This is a genomic window from Nocardioides sp. (assembly GCF_031422975.1).
In the GTDB taxonomy this organism is placed as follows: Bacteria; Actinomycetota; Actinomycetes; order Propionibacteriales; family Nocardioidaceae; genus Nocardioides.
In genome coordinates this window covers 1-14,295 of record NZ_JANPEO010000045.1, presented here as the reverse complement: position 1 = coordinate 14,295, position 14,295 = coordinate 1, and the positions used below count along the sequence as shown (strand labels likewise).

General features: G+C 69.2%; 14 protein-coding genes. 7 read left to right on the top strand and 7 right to left on the bottom strand.

Annotation, left to right across the window (positions count from 1 at the left end):
* Positions 1–10: 10 nt before the first annotated feature.
* The gene (locus RMO85_RS01585; protein ID WP_310526040.1) at positions 11–997 is read right to left on the bottom strand and encodes a malate dehydrogenase; all 987 of its coding nucleotides are present in this window, start codon (positions 995–997) and stop codon (positions 11–13) included.
* Positions 998–1,099: 102 nt separating this feature from the next.
* Between RMO85_RS01585 and RMO85_RS01580 the strand changes: the two genes are divergently transcribed.
* The gene (locus tag RMO85_RS01580; RefSeq protein WP_310526039.1) at positions 1,100–1,849 is read left to right on the top strand and encodes a hypothetical protein; all 750 of its coding nucleotides are present in this window, start codon (positions 1,100–1,102) and stop codon (positions 1,847–1,849) included.
* Here the strand turns inward: RMO85_RS01580 and RMO85_RS01575 are convergent.
* On the bottom strand, positions 1,846–2,892 hold the full coding sequence (locus RMO85_RS01575) for an aquaporin (RefSeq protein ID WP_310526038.1): 1,047 nt from the start codon (positions 2,890–2,892) through the stop codon (positions 1,846–1,848). The genes RMO85_RS01580 and RMO85_RS01575 overlap by 4 nt on opposite strands.
* A 169-nt stretch (positions 2,893–3,061) precedes the next feature.
* Here RMO85_RS01575 and RMO85_RS01570 point away from each other — a divergent pair, with 169 nt between their 5' ends.
* The gene (locus RMO85_RS01570) at positions 3,062–5,272 is read left to right on the top strand and encodes an NADP-dependent isocitrate dehydrogenase (RefSeq protein ID WP_310526036.1); all 2,211 of its coding nucleotides are present in this window, start codon (positions 3,062–3,064) and stop codon (positions 5,270–5,272) included.
* Between the two features lie 202 nt (positions 5,273–5,474).
* On the opposite strand, the gene RMO85_RS01565 is transcribed toward RMO85_RS01570, so the two are convergent.
* On the bottom strand, positions 5,475–5,963 hold the full coding sequence (locus tag RMO85_RS01565; RefSeq protein ID WP_310526033.1) for a DUF402 domain-containing protein: 489 nt from the start codon (positions 5,961–5,963) through the stop codon (positions 5,475–5,477).
* A 238-nt stretch (positions 5,964–6,201) separates the two neighbouring features.
* Here RMO85_RS01565 and RMO85_RS01560 point away from each other — a divergent pair, with 238 nt between their 5' ends.
* On the top strand, positions 6,202–7,446 hold the full coding sequence (locus RMO85_RS01560) for an MFS transporter (protein ID WP_310526031.1): 1,245 nt from the start codon (positions 6,202–6,204) through the stop codon (positions 7,444–7,446).
* A gap of 45 nt (positions 7,447–7,491) precedes the next feature.
* Positions 7,492–7,662, top strand: coding sequence for a hypothetical protein (locus tag RMO85_RS01555; RefSeq protein WP_310526029.1), 171 nt, complete (start codon positions 7,492–7,494; stop codon positions 7,660–7,662).
* 30 nt (positions 7,663–7,692) lie between these two features.
* On the opposite strand, the gene RMO85_RS01550 is transcribed toward RMO85_RS01555, so the two are convergent.
* The gene (locus RMO85_RS01550; RefSeq protein WP_310526026.1) at positions 7,693–8,919 is read right to left on the bottom strand and encodes a lipase family protein; all 1,227 of its coding nucleotides are present in this window, start codon (positions 8,917–8,919) and stop codon (positions 7,693–7,695) included.
* A 128-nt stretch (positions 8,920–9,047) separates the two neighbouring features.
* Entirely contained in the window at positions 9,048–10,097 is a 1,050-nt protein-coding gene (trpS, locus tag RMO85_RS01545; protein WP_310526024.1) for a tryptophan--tRNA ligase, read from the bottom strand.
* 60 nt (positions 10,098–10,157) lie between these two features.
* On the opposite strand from trpS, the gene RMO85_RS01540 reads away from it, so the two are divergent.
* The 3 genes from RMO85_RS01540 to RMO85_RS01530 are packed head-to-tail and all read left to right on the top strand — an operon-like array spanning position 10,158 to position 11,965.
* On the top strand, positions 10,158–10,679 hold the full coding sequence (locus RMO85_RS01540; RefSeq protein ID WP_310526022.1) for a 2'-5' RNA ligase family protein: 522 nt from the start codon (positions 10,158–10,160) through the stop codon (positions 10,677–10,679).
* Positions 10,680–10,695: 16 nt separating this feature from the next.
* Positions 10,696–11,742: a YhjD/YihY/BrkB family envelope integrity protein gene (locus RMO85_RS01535; RefSeq protein WP_310526020.1), complete on the top strand. Its 1,047-nt coding sequence runs from the start codon at positions 10,696–10,698 to the stop codon at positions 11,740–11,742.
* Position 11,743: 1 nt separating this feature from the next.
* Positions 11,744–11,965 carry an SCO4848 family membrane protein gene (locus RMO85_RS01530; protein WP_310526019.1) on the top strand — a complete coding sequence of 74 codons (222 nt, stop codon included), beginning with the start codon at positions 11,744–11,746 and terminating at the stop codon, positions 11,963–11,965.
* 12 nt (positions 11,966–11,977) lie between these two features.
* On the opposite strand, the gene RMO85_RS01525 is transcribed toward RMO85_RS01530, so the two are convergent.
* Positions 11,978–12,721 (bottom strand): succinate dehydrogenase/fumarate reductase iron-sulfur subunit, encoded by a 744-nt coding sequence (locus tag RMO85_RS01525; protein WP_310526041.1) that lies wholly within the window; start codon positions 12,719–12,721, stop codon positions 11,978–11,980.
* Positions 12,722–12,735: 14 nt separating this feature from the next.
* On the bottom strand, positions 12,736–14,295 hold a 1,560-nt coding region (locus tag RMO85_RS01520), incomplete at its 5' end, for a fumarate reductase/succinate dehydrogenase flavoprotein subunit (RefSeq protein ID WP_310526017.1).

The following is a 14,295-nucleotide window of genomic DNA, read 5'->3' as shown; positions in this document are numbered from 1 at the left end:
TGCAGGTGGATCAGATCAGGCCGAGCTCGGTGACGGCGTCCCTCTCCTCGGCCAGCTCGGCGGTCGAGGCATCGATGCGCGCACGCGAGAAGTCGTCGATCTCGAGGCCCTGGACGATCTCCCAGTCCCCGTCCCTGGTGGTCACCGGGAACGACGAGATCAGGCCTTCGGGCACTCCGTAGGAGCCGTCGGAGACGACGGCCATCGAGACCCAGTCGCCGGCCGCGGAGCCGAGCAGCCAGTCGCGGGCGGCGTCGACGGTGGCCGACGCGGCCGAGGCGGCGCTGGAGGAGCCACGCGCCTCGATGATCGCGGCGCCGCGCTTGGCGACGGTCGGGATGAAGGTGTTCTCCAGCCAGTCCTGGTCGCCCACGGCCTCGGCGGCGTTGACGCCGTTGACCTCGGCGTGGAAGAGGTCGGGGTACTGGGTCGCCGAGTGGTTGCCCCAGATCGTCATCTTCTTGATGTCGGTGACCTTGGCGCCGGTCTTGGCCGCGAGCTGGGAGATCGCGCGGTTGTGGTCGAGCCGCGTCAGCGCGGAGAAGCGCTCGGCCGGGATGTCCGGGGCGTTCTTCGAGGCGATGAGGGCGTTGGTGTTGGCCGGGTTGCCGGTGACGCCCACCCGGACGTCAGCGGCGGCCACGGCGATGAGGGCCTTGCCCTGCGCGGTGAAGATCGCGCCGTTGGCGGAGAGCAGGTCGCCGCGCTCCATGCCGGGGCCGCGGGGGCGGGCGCCGACGAGGAGCGCGAGGTTGACGCCGTCGAAGATCTGCTCGGGGTCATGGCCGATCTCGACCCCGGCGAGATGCGGGAAGGCGCAGTCGTCGAGCTCCATGACGACGCCCTCGAGGGTCTTGAGCGCGGGCTCGATCTCCAGCAGCCGCAGCTCGATGGGACGCTCGCCGAGCAGCGAGCCGCTGGCGAGACGGAAGAGCAGGCTGTAGCCGATCTGACCGGCCGCGCCGGTGACGGCGACCTTCAAGGGAGTGGTGCTCACGGAGACTCCTGTAGGCGAAGTTGGGTGGTGGTTGATCCGCCAGCGACGCTAGCAGCGCCGCTCGGTGTCCGGACCGGGAGGGCTGGCTGGCATTCTGCTCCCATGCCGAGCTCAGCCCCCCTCCGCCGCGGTCTGGTCCGGATGGCGGTCATCTCGCTGGTCGCGCTCGGCCCGGCCACCACCGGGTGCGCCGTCGGGGTGCCGCGCTCGCTCGACCCGGCGGGGGTCGACGGGCTCGAGATCCCGACGGCGACGCCCGACCCGGCCGACTTCGTTCGCGCGATCGACAACCCGTGGCTGCCCTTGGCGCCGGGCAGCGTCTGGCGCTACGAGGTGGCCGAGGCCGGTGAGGTGATCGCGACGATCGAGGTGAGCGTCGCCGACGACACCCGCGAGGTGGCCGGCGTGAGCACGACCGTGGTCCACGACGTCGTCCGGGACGTCTCGGGTGCCGTCATCGAGGACACCTTCGAGTGGTACGCCCAGGACGCCCGGGGAAACGTCTGGTCCTTCGGCGAGGACACCACCTCGTTCGACCAGGGACGGCCGAGCACCGAGGGTTCCTGGGAGGCGGGCCTCGACGGTGCCAGGGCGGGCCTGGCGATGGCGGCCCGCCCGCGCGTCGGCGACGGCTACCGGCGCGAGTTCCGCGAGGGCGTGGCCGAGGACGTGGCCGAGGTGGTGAGCCTCGAGGCGACCCGAGGGGAGTGGACCCACCTCGTCGAGACGCTCGACACCACGCCCCTGGAGCCGGGCGTGGAGGAACACGCGTTCTACGCGGAAGGTCTCGGCCTCGTCGTCGAGGAGGGCGAGACCGAGACCGTCACGCTGGTGAGCTCGCAGCTGCGTTAGTCGGGGCGCCGCACCTGGGTGCGGCCGTCCTCGCCGTCGTCCTCGGTCGGCCTGCCCCACTCCTGGGGAGGCTGCTGGGCCGGCGGCGCGTACGGGTCGGGCGCCGGCTGGCTCCACTGCTGCGCGGGCGGCTGCGGCTGGACAGGCCGTGCGTAGGGGTCGGGCGCGGGCCGGCTCCACTGCTGCTGCTGCGGCGGCGCGGGGGGCGCCGCCTGCCACGGTTGCTGCGGCTGACCCTGGTTCCACTGCTGTTCGTACGTGGTCGGCGGCGCGTACGCCTGCGGCTGGCGACCACCTCCGAAGCTGAGCCCCGAACCGGCGACCGGCTCGGAGCCGTGACCGAAGATCAGCGGGTAGGTCAGGCCGGCGATGGCGGCACCGACGAGCGGCGCCACGATGAACAGCCACAGCTGGAGGATCGCGTCGGTGCCGCCGAAGACGCCGACGCCGATCGATCGGGCCGGGTTGACCGACGTGCCGGTCGCGCCCATGGAGGCGAAGTGGATCATCGCCAGCGCGAAGCCGATGGCGAGCGGGCCCATCAGCGCCTGGAACTCGTTGCGTTCGTCGGTGACGGCGAGAATGACGTAGAGGAACACGAGGGTCAGCAACGCCTCGAGGGCGAAGGCCGCCCACATGGCGTAGCCGGAGCCCGCGGAGCCGAAGGAGTTGGCCCCGATCCCGCCCTCGGCGCTGTAGCCGTCGAAGCCGTGCATGAGGCCGAAGAGCGCGGCGCCGGCCATCAGGGCGCCGACGAGCTGGGCGCCGACGTAGACCGGCACGGAGCTCCACGGCAGCCGGCCACCGAGGACGGCGCCCAGGGTGACGGCCGGGTTGAAGTGTCCTCCGGAGATGCGACCGACGGCATAGGCCATCACCACCACGGTCAGGCCGAAGGTGAGGCCGGTGGTGATGTAGTCCCCCCCGCTCATGAGGGCGGCGCCGACGCCGAAGAACACCAGCACGAAGGTGCCCAGCACCTCGGCCGCGAACTTGTGACCGGTGGTCGGTGTGTCGTCGTACGACGTGCGGTGGTCTGTCATCGCCGGCAGCCTTCCTGAGAAGTCGAGCGCCCACCCCCGTGGACCACGGGCACTCTAGCGAGGCAAGCAGTGCGGGTGCGAGGCTGGGCGGACGCACGGTCAGGTATCTTGATGTCAAGTTAGTTTCACGCGTCGACCCACGTCTCGTCCCTAGGAGCGCCTCGTACTCATGGCCAAGATCATCTACACCCACACCGATGAAGCACCCATGCTGGCGACGTACTCGTTCCTGCCGATCGTCGCGGCCTACGCCAGGACCGCCGGCGTCGAGGTCGAGACCCGCGACATCTCGGTCGCGGCGCGGATCATCAGCCAGTTCCCCGAGCGGCTGACCGAGGACCAGCGCCTCGACGACGCGCTCGCCGAGCTCGGCGAGCTGGCCACCAAGCCCGAGGCCAACATCATCAAGCTGCCCAACGTGTCCGCCTCCCTCCCGCAGCTCAAGGCCGCGGTCAAGGAGCTGCAGGACAAGGGCTACGACCTCCCGGACTACCCCGAGGACCCGCAGACGGACGAGGAGAAGGCCACCCGCTCCAAGTACGACAAGGTCAAGGGCTCGGCGGTCAACCCGGTCCTGCGTGAGGGCAACTCGGACCGTCGAGCGCCCGCCGCCGTGAAGAACTACGCGCGCTCGCACCCGCACTCGATGGGTGCCTGGAGCGCCGACTCGCGCACCAACGTCGCGACCATGGACGCCGACGACTTCCGCCACAACGAGTTGTCCGTCGTGCTCGCCGCTGCGGACACGCTGCGGATCGAGCACACTGCCGCCGACGGCACTGTCACGGTGCTCAAGGACGACCTCGCGGTGCTCCCCGGTGAGGTCATCGACGCCACCGTCCTGCGCGTCGATGCGCTCAACGAGTTCCTCAAGGCGCAGATCGAGCGCGCCAAGGCCGACGACGTGCTCTTCTCGGTGCACCTCAAGGCCACGATGATGAAGGTCTCCGACCCGATCATCTTCGGCCACGTCGTGCGTGCGTTCTTCCCCAGGACCTTCGCCGCGTACGGCGACGCGCTGGCCGCCGCCGGCCTGAGCCCCAACGACGGACTCGCCGGCATCCTCGGCGGCATCGGGGCGCTGGACCAGGCCGACGAGATCAAGGCGTCCTTCGAGGCCGAGCTGGCCGACGGTCCCGCGCTGGCCATGGTCGACTCCGACAAGGGCATCACCAACCTGCACGTGCCCTCCGACGTCATCGTCGACGCGAGCATGCCCGCGATGATCCGCACCAGCGGACACATGTGGGGACCGGACGGCCAGGAGGCCGACACCCTCGCGGTCATCCCGGACTCCTCCTACGCCGGCGTCTTCCAGACCGTGATCGACGACTGCCGTGCCCATGGCGCCTTCGACCCCTCCACCATGGGCTCGGTGTCCAACGTCGGCCTGATGGCCAAGGCGGCCGAGGAGTACGGCTCGCACGACAAGACCTTCGAGGTGCCGGCCGACGGGACGATCGCGTTCGTCGGCGCCAACGGTGACGAGCTGCTCAGCCACAACGTCGAGCGGGGCGACATCTGGCGCGCCTGCCAGACCAAGGACGCGCCGATCCAGGACTGGGTCAAGCTGGCCGTCTCCCGGGCCCGGGCCACCGGCTCGCCGGCCATCTTCTGGCTCGACGAGACCCGCGCCCACGACGCCAACCTGATCCAGAAGGTCCGGGCCTACCTGCCCCAGCACGACACGTCCGGGCTGGACATCACCATCGCCGCACCGGCGGACGCCTGCGCGACCTCGGTCGAGCGGATCCGTCGGGGTGAGGACACCATCTCGGTGACCGGCAACGTGCTGCGTGACTACAACACCGACCTGTTCCCGATCCTGGAGCTGGGCACGAGCGCCAAGATGCTCTCGATCGTCCCGCTGATGAACGGCGGGGGCCTGTTCGAGACCGGCGCCGGGGGCTCGGCGCCCAAGCATGTCCAGCAGCTCGTCAAGGAGAACTACCTGCGCTGGGACAGTCTCGGCGAGTTCTTCGCGCTGGCCGCGTCGCTCGAGCACCTGGCGGCCTACGACAACAACCCGCGCGCCAAGATCCTCAGCGACACCCTGGACCGCGCGACCGAGACGTTCCTCAACGAGGACCGCTCTCCCGGACGCAGGCTCGGCACCATCGACAACCGCGGCTCGCACTTCTACCTCGGCCTCTACTGGGCCGAGGAGCTCGCCGGCCAGACCGACGACACCGAGCTGGCGACGGCGTTCGCAGCCCTGGCCGGCACTCTGCGCGAGAACGAGACGAAGATCGTCGAGGAGCTCCTAGCTGTCCAGGGTTCGCCCGCGGACATCGGCGGCTACTACGAGCCGGACGACGCGCTCGCCAACGCGGTGATGCGTCCCAGCGCCACCTTCAACGAGGCGCTCGCCTCGCTGTGACCTGGGAGTGAAGCCGCCGGCGTTGCTCACGGTCGTCGTCTCGAAGCCCGTACCTGGGGCGGCGGCCTCGAGGAGATGCTCGAGCCGATCGACGCTACCGAACCGTACGGTTGGAAAATACGCTCGGAGCCAACCCGACTGTTCGGTAGCGCGCGGCCCGCGGTTCAATTCCTGACGACTGAAGGCGCTGACCGGGAATCTGTCAGCCGTGGACAACCGCAGGTGGCGGCTCCGACGCAATGGTCCATGCCGGGTCGGGGCTAAACGTCTCCCAGCCGTCCGCGAACGGAGATCCCCAGGCGTCAATGACCTCCTCGATCCGGGCTGCGTCGGCCAGGAAGGCGTCGGCCTGAGCGCGGCTGTAGCGACCCTGTACGACGGCAAGCTCGAGTTCGTCCTCGTCCTTGCGCTCGCGCGCGCGGTCAGGCTCCACCCACAGATCGAGCACGCGGTCATTCGAGTAGATCGTGTCGGCGTCGCGCCGATGCGCGTCCTCGAGGTCGACGTACCAGCCCACGTGTTCCCCCTCCCGTGTGAAGAACACCCACATGGACCAGGGCTGCGCCGTGAGCGCGACCCGCAGCACGTCGTATTCCGTCCACGGGCTCTGACCCTGCACCCGCTCGGCGGTGAACGCCGTGTCGAGTGCTTCAGGGGCTCTCAGTGCCAGACCGTCCGCGCGTTCGACCACGAGACCGGGCGTGCCCGCTGGCAGCCACGCCACGAGCGCGTCCGCATCGTCGCGGACCACCGTGAGGGTGAGCGCGAAGTGCGGTGCCGTGATGGCGCCATACCGCCACACGATCTGCTGACCCGGGTAGAAGTAGGGCGGGTGCCTGAGGGACGGGTCGTGGAGTCCATCACGTCACCCTACGAATCACGCCCGGGGAATTGGCCGGGGGCTGCGGGCCTTGGAGAATGAAGTGCCCATGACGACGACTTCCGATGCCGCAGAGATCGACCACACGCCGGTGGTCCGCGCCCGCCACTACGGGCTCGCGATCCTGGCGCTGGCGATGGGCGGCTTCGCGATCGGCACCACGGAGTTCGTGACGATGGGCCTGCTGCCGCAGATCGCCCGCGGCGTCGAGGTCTCGATCCCCACCGGCGGTCACCTCATCTCGGCCTATGCCCTGGGTGTCGTCGTCGGCGCCCCCGTCCTGGCCTTCCTCGGTGCCCGACTGCCTCGTCGTGCCCTGCTCGTGGCGCTGATGGTCGCCTTCGCCGTCGGCAACGCCGCCAGCGCCCTCGCGACGTCGTACGGCGCACTCGTGCTCGCTCGCTTCGCCGCCGGCCTTCCTCACGGTGCCTACTTCGGGGTCGCGTCACTGCTGGCCGCCAGCATGGCCAGCCCGGCACGCAAGGGCCGCGCCGTCGCGGCGGTCATGCTCGGCCTGAGCGTGGCCAACGTGGTCGGCGTACCGGCCGCGACGTGGCTCGGACAGCACCTCGGCTGGCGCACCGCCTTCTGGGGCGTCACCGCCCTCGGTGTCGTCACCCTCGCGCTCGTGCTGGCGTTCGTGCCCAGCTGCCCCGGGGACGCCGAGGCGAGCGGTCGTCGCGAGCTCACTGCCTTCACGAAGCCGCAGGTGTGGCTGACCCTGCTGGCCGGTGCCATCGGCTTCGGCGGCATGTTCGCGGTCTACACCTACATCGCGCCGACCGTCACCGGCATCGGCGGTCTGGGGGAGTCGGCCGTGCCGGTCTTCCTGATGTCGTTCGGCCTCGGCATGGTGGCCGGCACCTATCTCGCCGGGGTGATGGCCGACTGGTCGATCTTCCGGTCGCTGCTGATCGGCGCCGCGGGCATGGGTGCCACCCTGATGCTCTTCTGGTTGACCGCTCCCGGCGGCTGGCTGGCGCTGCCTGTGGTCTTCCTGATCACCGCACTCGGCTCGGTGCTCGTGGTCAACCTGCAGCTGCGCCTGATGGACGTGGCCGGTGACGCCCAGACCCTCGGGGCGGCGCTCAACCACGCCTCGCTCAACGTCGCCAACGCCCTGGGCGCCTGGCTCGGTGGCCTCGTGATCGCCGCCGGCTGGGGCTACCGCGCCCCCGCGCTGGTCGGCGTCGGGCTCAGTGCCGCCGGCTTCGCCGTGCTGGTGCTTTCCGCGATGGTGCTTCGACGTAACGCAGTGACAACCGAAAACGTCGAAGCTGGAACCCACGTGTAACACGGGGTCAACCGTTCGTTAGCACGTCTCGACCAGGCTTCGGTCATGAACGAGAAGCCGACCTCCCAGCCTCCTGAAGCCGAGCTCGCACGACGTCGCGCGCTGCGCGATCGGCGAACGCACGAGCTCGTGGAGCTGATGGCACGCCGCCGCGAGCTGACCGGCATCAACCAGTGGGCAGACCACGTGATCGAGAGCGTGGCCTGGACCGCGTGAGCGGCCCGGGCCACGCCGTCGATCAGCCGGTCAGATGAGCCAGCAGTTGCTCAGCTGCGGCAGACCGGCGAACCGGCCCTCGAAGAACAGCGACGCCTCCGCGACGAACGGCACGTAGCCGCCGACGTGCGTGGGGAGCACGTTGGTCGACATCCGCACGTTGGCACCCTTGTTGCACCAGGACTTCGCCATCGCCCTGCCCACGGCATAGGGGATCACGTCGTCGAGCGCCGAGTGACTGACGAACACCGGCACCGTCGGCTTGATGTTGCCGATCTTCTGGTCGGCGATCATGGCGCCGAACTGTGGCAGCGCGATCAGGTCCGACATCGGCTTGCCGTTGTAGCTCAGCGTCGAGGACTTCACGAAGGAGTGACCGAAGAGGTCGAAGACGCAGTCCTGCTCGACCGTGGTCATGGTCTCGACGCCCTTGGCGTTGAGGTAGGGCACCAAGTCGACGCCGTAGCTGGCGGAGATCCCGCGCAGCGCGAAGAACGCGAACGCGGAGTAGAGGCCCCCGTCGAGGGTGGCGGCCACCTGCTTCAGGTCGGCGGGGACGGCACCGACCGCGACGCCCTTGAGCTTGAGCTCGGGGGCGTACGTCGAGGCGAGCTCGCCGGCGGAGGCGGCCGCGCCGCCCCCCTGCGAGTAGCCCTCGATGCCCACGGGGCTGGTGGACGAGAGGCCGGTGCCCGGGATGCGCTGGGCGGCACGGATGACGTCGAGCACGGCACGACCCTGCGAGACGCGGTCCATGTAGGTGTGGATGCCGGCGGTGCCGAGACCCTCGTAGTCGGTCACCGCGACGGCGTAGCCCCGCGTGAGCAGCCCCTGGATGGCGAAGCCTTCGTACTCGAAGCCCTCGCTGTACTGGCGCGACGGCGCGCACCGATCGCCCATGCCCTGCGTGCCGGCCGCGAAGCCGATGACCGGGCGGCTGCCGATCCCGACCCAGGCGGTCCTGGGCACGAGCACGACGCCGGAGACCGCGATCGCCTTGCCGCTCCGGTTGGTGGTCTTGTAGAGCACGCGCTTGGCGTTGGTGACCAGGCTGGTGGCGTTGGCGGGGTCGAGCAGGAAGCTCAGCGTCTCGCTTCGGATCACGGTGCCGTTGGCCGCGGGCAGGGTCGCGGGTGCCTCGTAGAACGCCGGTCGTGGCGGTTCGTCGACGACGGCTTGCGCTGGTGCTGCCACGAAGACGATGGCTGATGCAGCGATCGTCGCGAGCGATGCGACAAGGGTGCGTGCGCGTGTCATGGGTCGGTGCCCTCCCAAGCAACTGCCTCTCACCGGGCGTCCCGGCGGTCGGATGTTACTGGCGGGTTAACTAATGCGCCAGACCTACGGTTGCGCTGGTTACGAAACCGTAGGTCGGTCCGTCTCGCTCAGGTGTAGACCATGCCCATCCGCTCGCGCACCTCGGCGAGCGTCGCCTCGGCGACCTCGTTGGCGCGCGCGTTGCCGGCGCGCAGGATGTCGGCGACGTACGCCGCATCGTGCTCGAGCTCCAGCCGGCGGGCGCGCAACGGCGCGAGCTCGGTGTTGATGGCGTCGGTCAGGCGCTTCTTCAGGGCACCGCCGCCACCGTCGCCGATCTCCTCGGCGATCTGCTCGGGCGGCACGCCCTCGCACAGGGAGACGAGCAGGAGCAGGTTGGCGACCTCGGGGCGGGCGTCCGGGTCGTAGGTGATCACCCGGTCGCTGTCGGTCTTGGCACCCTTGAGCACCGTTCGAGTCTCGTCGGCCGTCATCCGCAGCTCGATGACGTTGCCCTTGGACTTGCTCATCTTGGTGCCGTCGAGGCCGAGGATCAGGGTCGCCTCGGACAACAGCGCATCGGGCTCGGGGAAGGTGGCGCCGTACCTCTCGTTGAAGCGGCGCGCGACGACGCGCGTCTGCTCCAGGTGCGGCAGCTGGTCGCGACCGACCGGCACGACGTTGGCCTTGCAGAAGAGGATGTCGGCGGCCTGGTGGACGGGGTAGGTGAGCAACAGGCCGCCGATGCTGGTGATGCCGGCGGTCTTCGCCTCGTCCTTGACGGTGGGGTTGCGCTGCAGCTCAGCCACGCTGACCAGGCTGAGGAACGGCAGCATCAGCTGGTTGAGCGCGGGCACGGCCGAGTGGGTGAACATCGTGGCGTTGTCGGGGTCGAGGCCGGCCGAGATGTTGTCGATCACGAGGTTGCGCACACTGCCCCGGATGTCGCCGAGCATCTCCCGGTCGGTGATGACCTGGTAGTCGGCGATGAGCTGCCAGATCTCGGCCCCGCTCTGCTGGAGCTTGACGCGGTTCTTGATCGAGCCGAAGTAGTGACCGATGTGCAGGGCGCCGGTCGGCCGGTCACCCGTCAGCATCCGCAAGCTCGCGGGATTCTCCTCCAGTCGCTTCTCGATCGCGGCGCTGCGCGCCCGGGCTGCCTGATAGGAGTCGCTCACGAGGAGCGATCCTACAAACCGCCTGCTCGGGGCCGCGACCCAGTTGGGTAGGGTCGCGGCGTGCCGACCATCGGAGTTGCCGTAGCGATTCCGGAGCCCTGGGCCACGGAGCTCCAGGACTACCGGACCTCCGTCGGCGACCTCACAGCCACGCAGATCCCCACGCACATCACCTTGATCCCGCCGATCGAGGTCGCGGCCCCCGAGCTGTCGGCCGTGGAGGAGCACCTGACGGCCGTGGCCGGCACGGTGGACGCCTTCCGGATCCACCTGCGCGGCACCGGCACCTTCCGCCCGGTCTCACCCGTCGTCTTCGTCTCGGTGGTCGAGGGGATCTCCCAGTGCGAGCTGTTGGCCCAGTGCGTACGCCGCGGGCCGCTCGCCGTCGAGCTCGGCTTCCCCTACCACCCGCACGTCACCATCGCCCACCACCTCGACGACGTCCAGCTCGACCGGGCGTTCGCCGAGCTCGCGGACTTCGAGTGCGACTTCACGACGGAGCACTTCGCGCTCTACGTCCACGACGACGGTGCCGGCTGGCAGCCCACCCGCGAGTTCGCGCTCCGGACCACCACCGTCTGATCTCGGGAGCCCCACCATGTCGTTGATCGACACTGTCAAGCAGCGCCTGCAGGACGCACGGGAGCGCTCGCCGCTGCTCGACCACTTCGTCCGGATGGTCGGGCACTACGGCAACGTGAACGGCAGCGCCCTGGCCGCGGCGGTCACCTACTTCGCGTTCTTGTCGTTCTTCCCGATCCTGGCGTTGTCCTTCGCGGTCGTCGGCTTCGTGTCCCGGGCCTACCCCAACGCCGACAAGGACCTCATCACCGCGATCAACGACGTCCTCCCCTCGATCGTCGGCGGCAAGGACGGCCTCCAGCTGTCGACCTTCCAGGAGAACGCACCCGGCATCTTGAGTGTGGGGCTCGTGCTCGCCCTCTACTCCGGCCTCGGCTGGCTCTCCGGCATGCGCGCGGCCCTCATCGCGGTGTTCGAGGAGCCGGAGAAGGAGCGGCCGAACTTCTTCCTCGGCAAGCTCCGCGACATCCTCGCCCTTCTCGCCCTGGGGTCGGTGCTGATCGGCAGCGTGGCGATCTCCGGGGTGGCCACCAAGCTCGCGACCCCGATCCTCGACTTCCTCGGCCTCGGCGCCGGCGCGACGCCCGTGGTCTGGGTGATCGGCCTCGCCCTCGGGCTCGCCGCCAACGCCGTGCTGTTCTTCGCGTTCTTCCGGCTGCTGGCGGCTCCCGACGTGCCGAGTGGGTCGCTGTGGTCCGGGGCGCTGCTGGGTGCTGTCGGCTTCGAGCTGCTCAAGCAGCTCTCGACCTACCTCCTGGCCGGCACCAAGGACCAGCCCGCGGCCCAGGCGTTCGGGATCGCCCTGATCCTCGTCGTCTGGATGAACTACTTCTCCCGGGTCGTGGTCCTGGCCGCCTCGTGGGCCTACACGTCGCAGGCCGCCCGCGCCCAGCGCGAGCGCGAGCAGTGGCGCGACGACGCGGTGGTCCAGGGGCCGCAGATCGAGGTGGCTCGCCTGGCCCCGACTCCCGCTCCTGCCACGGGCATCGCCACGGGCTCCTTTGCCGCAGGCGCCGGCGTGATGCTCGCGCTGGTCGCCGTACTCCGACGAAAGAAGAAGTGACATGCAGCTCCAGCGCAAGCACGGCCTGTTCCTGCTCGGCGTCGCCGTGTGGAACGTCATCACCTGGAGCATGTTCACCAAGAACCTGTACGCCGCCCACAGCTCCGGCGAGGACCGTCCGGCCGGCTACTGGATCGCCCACTCGGGGTTGATCGTGGTCAACCTGGTCCTCGGTGGCGTGTTCGCCGCGTGGGGGGCGAAGGTGCTGCGGCGCACTCCCTGACCAGCCGAGGGGTCAGTGCCCGTGCTTCAGCGCGGTGCGCAGGTCCTTGTTCAGCTGCGAGATCACGTCGAGCGGGATCTCCTTGGGACACGCGGCGGTGCACTGACCGATGTTGGTGCAGCCACCGAAGCCCTCGTGGTCGTGCTGGCCGACCATGTTGACCACGCGCGAGTCGCGCTCGGGCTGGCCCTGCGGCAGCTCGCCGAGGTGGGTGATCTTGGCACCCATGAACAGCGACGCAGAGCCGTTGGGGCAGGCCGCGACGCAGGCACCGCAGCCGATGCAGGTGGCGACGCTGAAGGCGCGCATCGCGTCGTCGCGGGGGACCGGCACGGAGTGGGCCTCGGGGGCCGATCCGGTGTTGACCGAGATGTAGCCACCCTGCTGGATGATCCGGTCGAAGGCGCTGCGGTCGACGACGAGGTCCTTGATCACCGGGAAGGCGGTGGCACGCCACGGCTCGATGGTGATCGTCTCGCCGTCGGTGAACGAGCGCATGTGCAGCTGGCAGGTGGTGGTGACCTCGGGACCGTGGGCGTCGCCGTTGATCATCAGGCCACACGTGCCGCAGATGCCCTCGCGACAGTCGGAGTCGAACGCGATCGGGTCCTCACCCGAGGCGTTGAGGTCCTCGTTGAGGACGTCGAGCATCTCCAGGAACGACATGTCCGGGGACACGTCGTCGACCTGGTAGGTGTGCATCGAGCCGGCCGTGACGGAGTCGGGCTGGCGCCAGATCTTGAGCGTCAGGCTCATGTTGTTGTTGCTGCTCACTTGTAGCTCCGCTGCTTCATCTCGATGGCTGTGTAGGTGAGTTCTTCCTTGTGCAGGACTGGCGGCTCCCCGTCGCCGGCGAACTCCCACGCGGCGACGTAGGCGAAGAGGTCGTCGTGGCGCAGCGCCTCGCCGTCCTCGGTCTGCGACTCGCCCCGGAAATGGCCACCGCAGGACTCGCGGCGGTTCAGGGCGTCGATGCACATCAGCTCACCGAGCTCGATGAAGTCGGCAACGCGGCCAGCCTTCTCGAGCGACTGGTTGAGCGACTCGTTGGTGCCGAGCACCTTGACGTTGCGCCAGAAGTCGTCCTTGAGGGTGCGGATCAGGTCGATGGCCTTCTTCAGGCCGTCCTCGGTCCGCTCCATGCCGCAGTACTCCCACATGATGTTGCCGAGCTCGCGGTGGTAGGAGTCGACGCTGCGGGTGCCGTTGGCGTTGAGGAACTGATCGATGCGCTCCTCGACGGACGCCCGCGCCTCGAGCACCGCCGGGTGGGACTCATCGACCTTCTCGAACGGACCGTCCGCGAGGTAGTCGCGGATGGTGTGCGGCAGCACGAAGTAGCCGTCGGCCAGACCCTGCATCAGCGCCGAGGCGCCGAGGCGGTTGGCGCCGTGGTCGGAGAAGTTGGCCTCACCGGTGACGAACAGGCCGGGGATGGTCGACATCAGGTCGTAGTCGACCCAGACGCCGCCCATGACGTAGTGCACGGCGGGGTAGATGCGCATCGGCACCTCGTAGGGGTTCTCACCCGTGATCCGCTCGTACATGTCGAGGAGGTTGTCGTACTTCTCCTCGATGCCGTCCTTGCCCAGTCGCTCGATGGCGGCGGAGAAGTCGAGGTAGACACCCCGGGCCACGCCCTCGACCTTCGGGCCGACCCCGCGGCCCTCGTCGCAGACGTTCTTGGCCGCGCGCGACGCGATGTCGCGGGGGACCAGGTTGCCGAACGAGGGGTAGATCCGCTCGAGGTAGTAGTCGCGGTCCTCCTCGGGGATGTCACGCGGATCCTTCTCGCAGTCGGCCTGGTTCTTCGGCACCCAGATCCGGCCGTCGTTGCGCAGCGACTCGCTCATCAGTGTCAGCTTCGACTGGTGTGCGCCCGAGACCGGGATGCAGGTCGGGTGGATCTGCGTGTAGCAGGGGTTGGCCATGTAGGCGCCCTTGCGGTGCGCTCGCCACGCGGCGGTGACGTTGCAGCCCATCGCGTTGGTCGAGAGGTAGAAGACGTTGCCGTAGCCGCCGCTGGCCAGCACCACGACGTCGGCCAGGTGGGTCTCGACGGCACCGGTGACCATGTCGCGGGCGATGATTCCGCGGGCCTTGTCGTCGACGACGATGAGCTCGAGCATCTCGTGCCGCGTGTAGGTCTCGACCGTCCCGGCGGCGACCTGGCGCTCGAGGGCCTGGTAGGCGCCGATCAGCAGCTGCTGGCCGGTCTGCCCACGCGCATAGAACGTGCGCGACACCTGGACGCCGCCGAACGAGCGGTTGTCCAGCAGGCCGCCGTACTCCCGGGCGAACGGGACGCCCTGGGCGACGCACTGGTCGAT

Bases quoted from the DNA above. Each gene is read 5' to 3' on its own strand.
- RMO85_RS01560 (WP_310526031.1), top strand. From the start codon at position 6,202: ATGACGACGACTTCCGATGCCGCAGAGATCGACCACACGCCGGTGGTC.
- RMO85_RS01525 (WP_310526041.1), bottom strand. From the start codon at position 12,721: ATGAGCCTGACGCTCAAGATCTGGCGCCAGCCCGACTCCGTCACGGCC.
- RMO85_RS01570 (WP_310526036.1), top strand. From the start codon at position 3,062: ATGGCCAAGATCATCTACACCCACACCGATGAAGCACCCATGCTGGCG.
- RMO85_RS01580 (WP_310526039.1), top strand. From the start codon at position 1,100: ATGCCGAGCTCAGCCCCCCTCCGCCGCGGTCTGGTCCGGATGGCGGTC.
- RMO85_RS01530 (WP_310526019.1), top strand. From the start codon at position 11,744: ATGCAGCTCCAGCGCAAGCACGGCCTGTTCCTGCTCGGCGTCGCCGTG.
- RMO85_RS01550 (WP_310526026.1), bottom strand. From the start codon at position 8,919: ATGACACGCGCACGCACCCTTGTCGCATCGCTCGCGACGATCGCTGCA.
- RMO85_RS01555 (WP_310526029.1), top strand. From the start codon at position 7,492: ATGAACGAGAAGCCGACCTCCCAGCCTCCTGAAGCCGAGCTCGCACGA.
- RMO85_RS01575 (WP_310526038.1), bottom strand. From the start codon at position 2,892: ATGACAGACCACCGCACGTCGTACGACGACACACCGACCACCGGTCAC.
- RMO85_RS01535 (WP_310526020.1), top strand. From the start codon at position 10,696: ATGTCGTTGATCGACACTGTCAAGCAGCGCCTGCAGGACGCACGGGAG.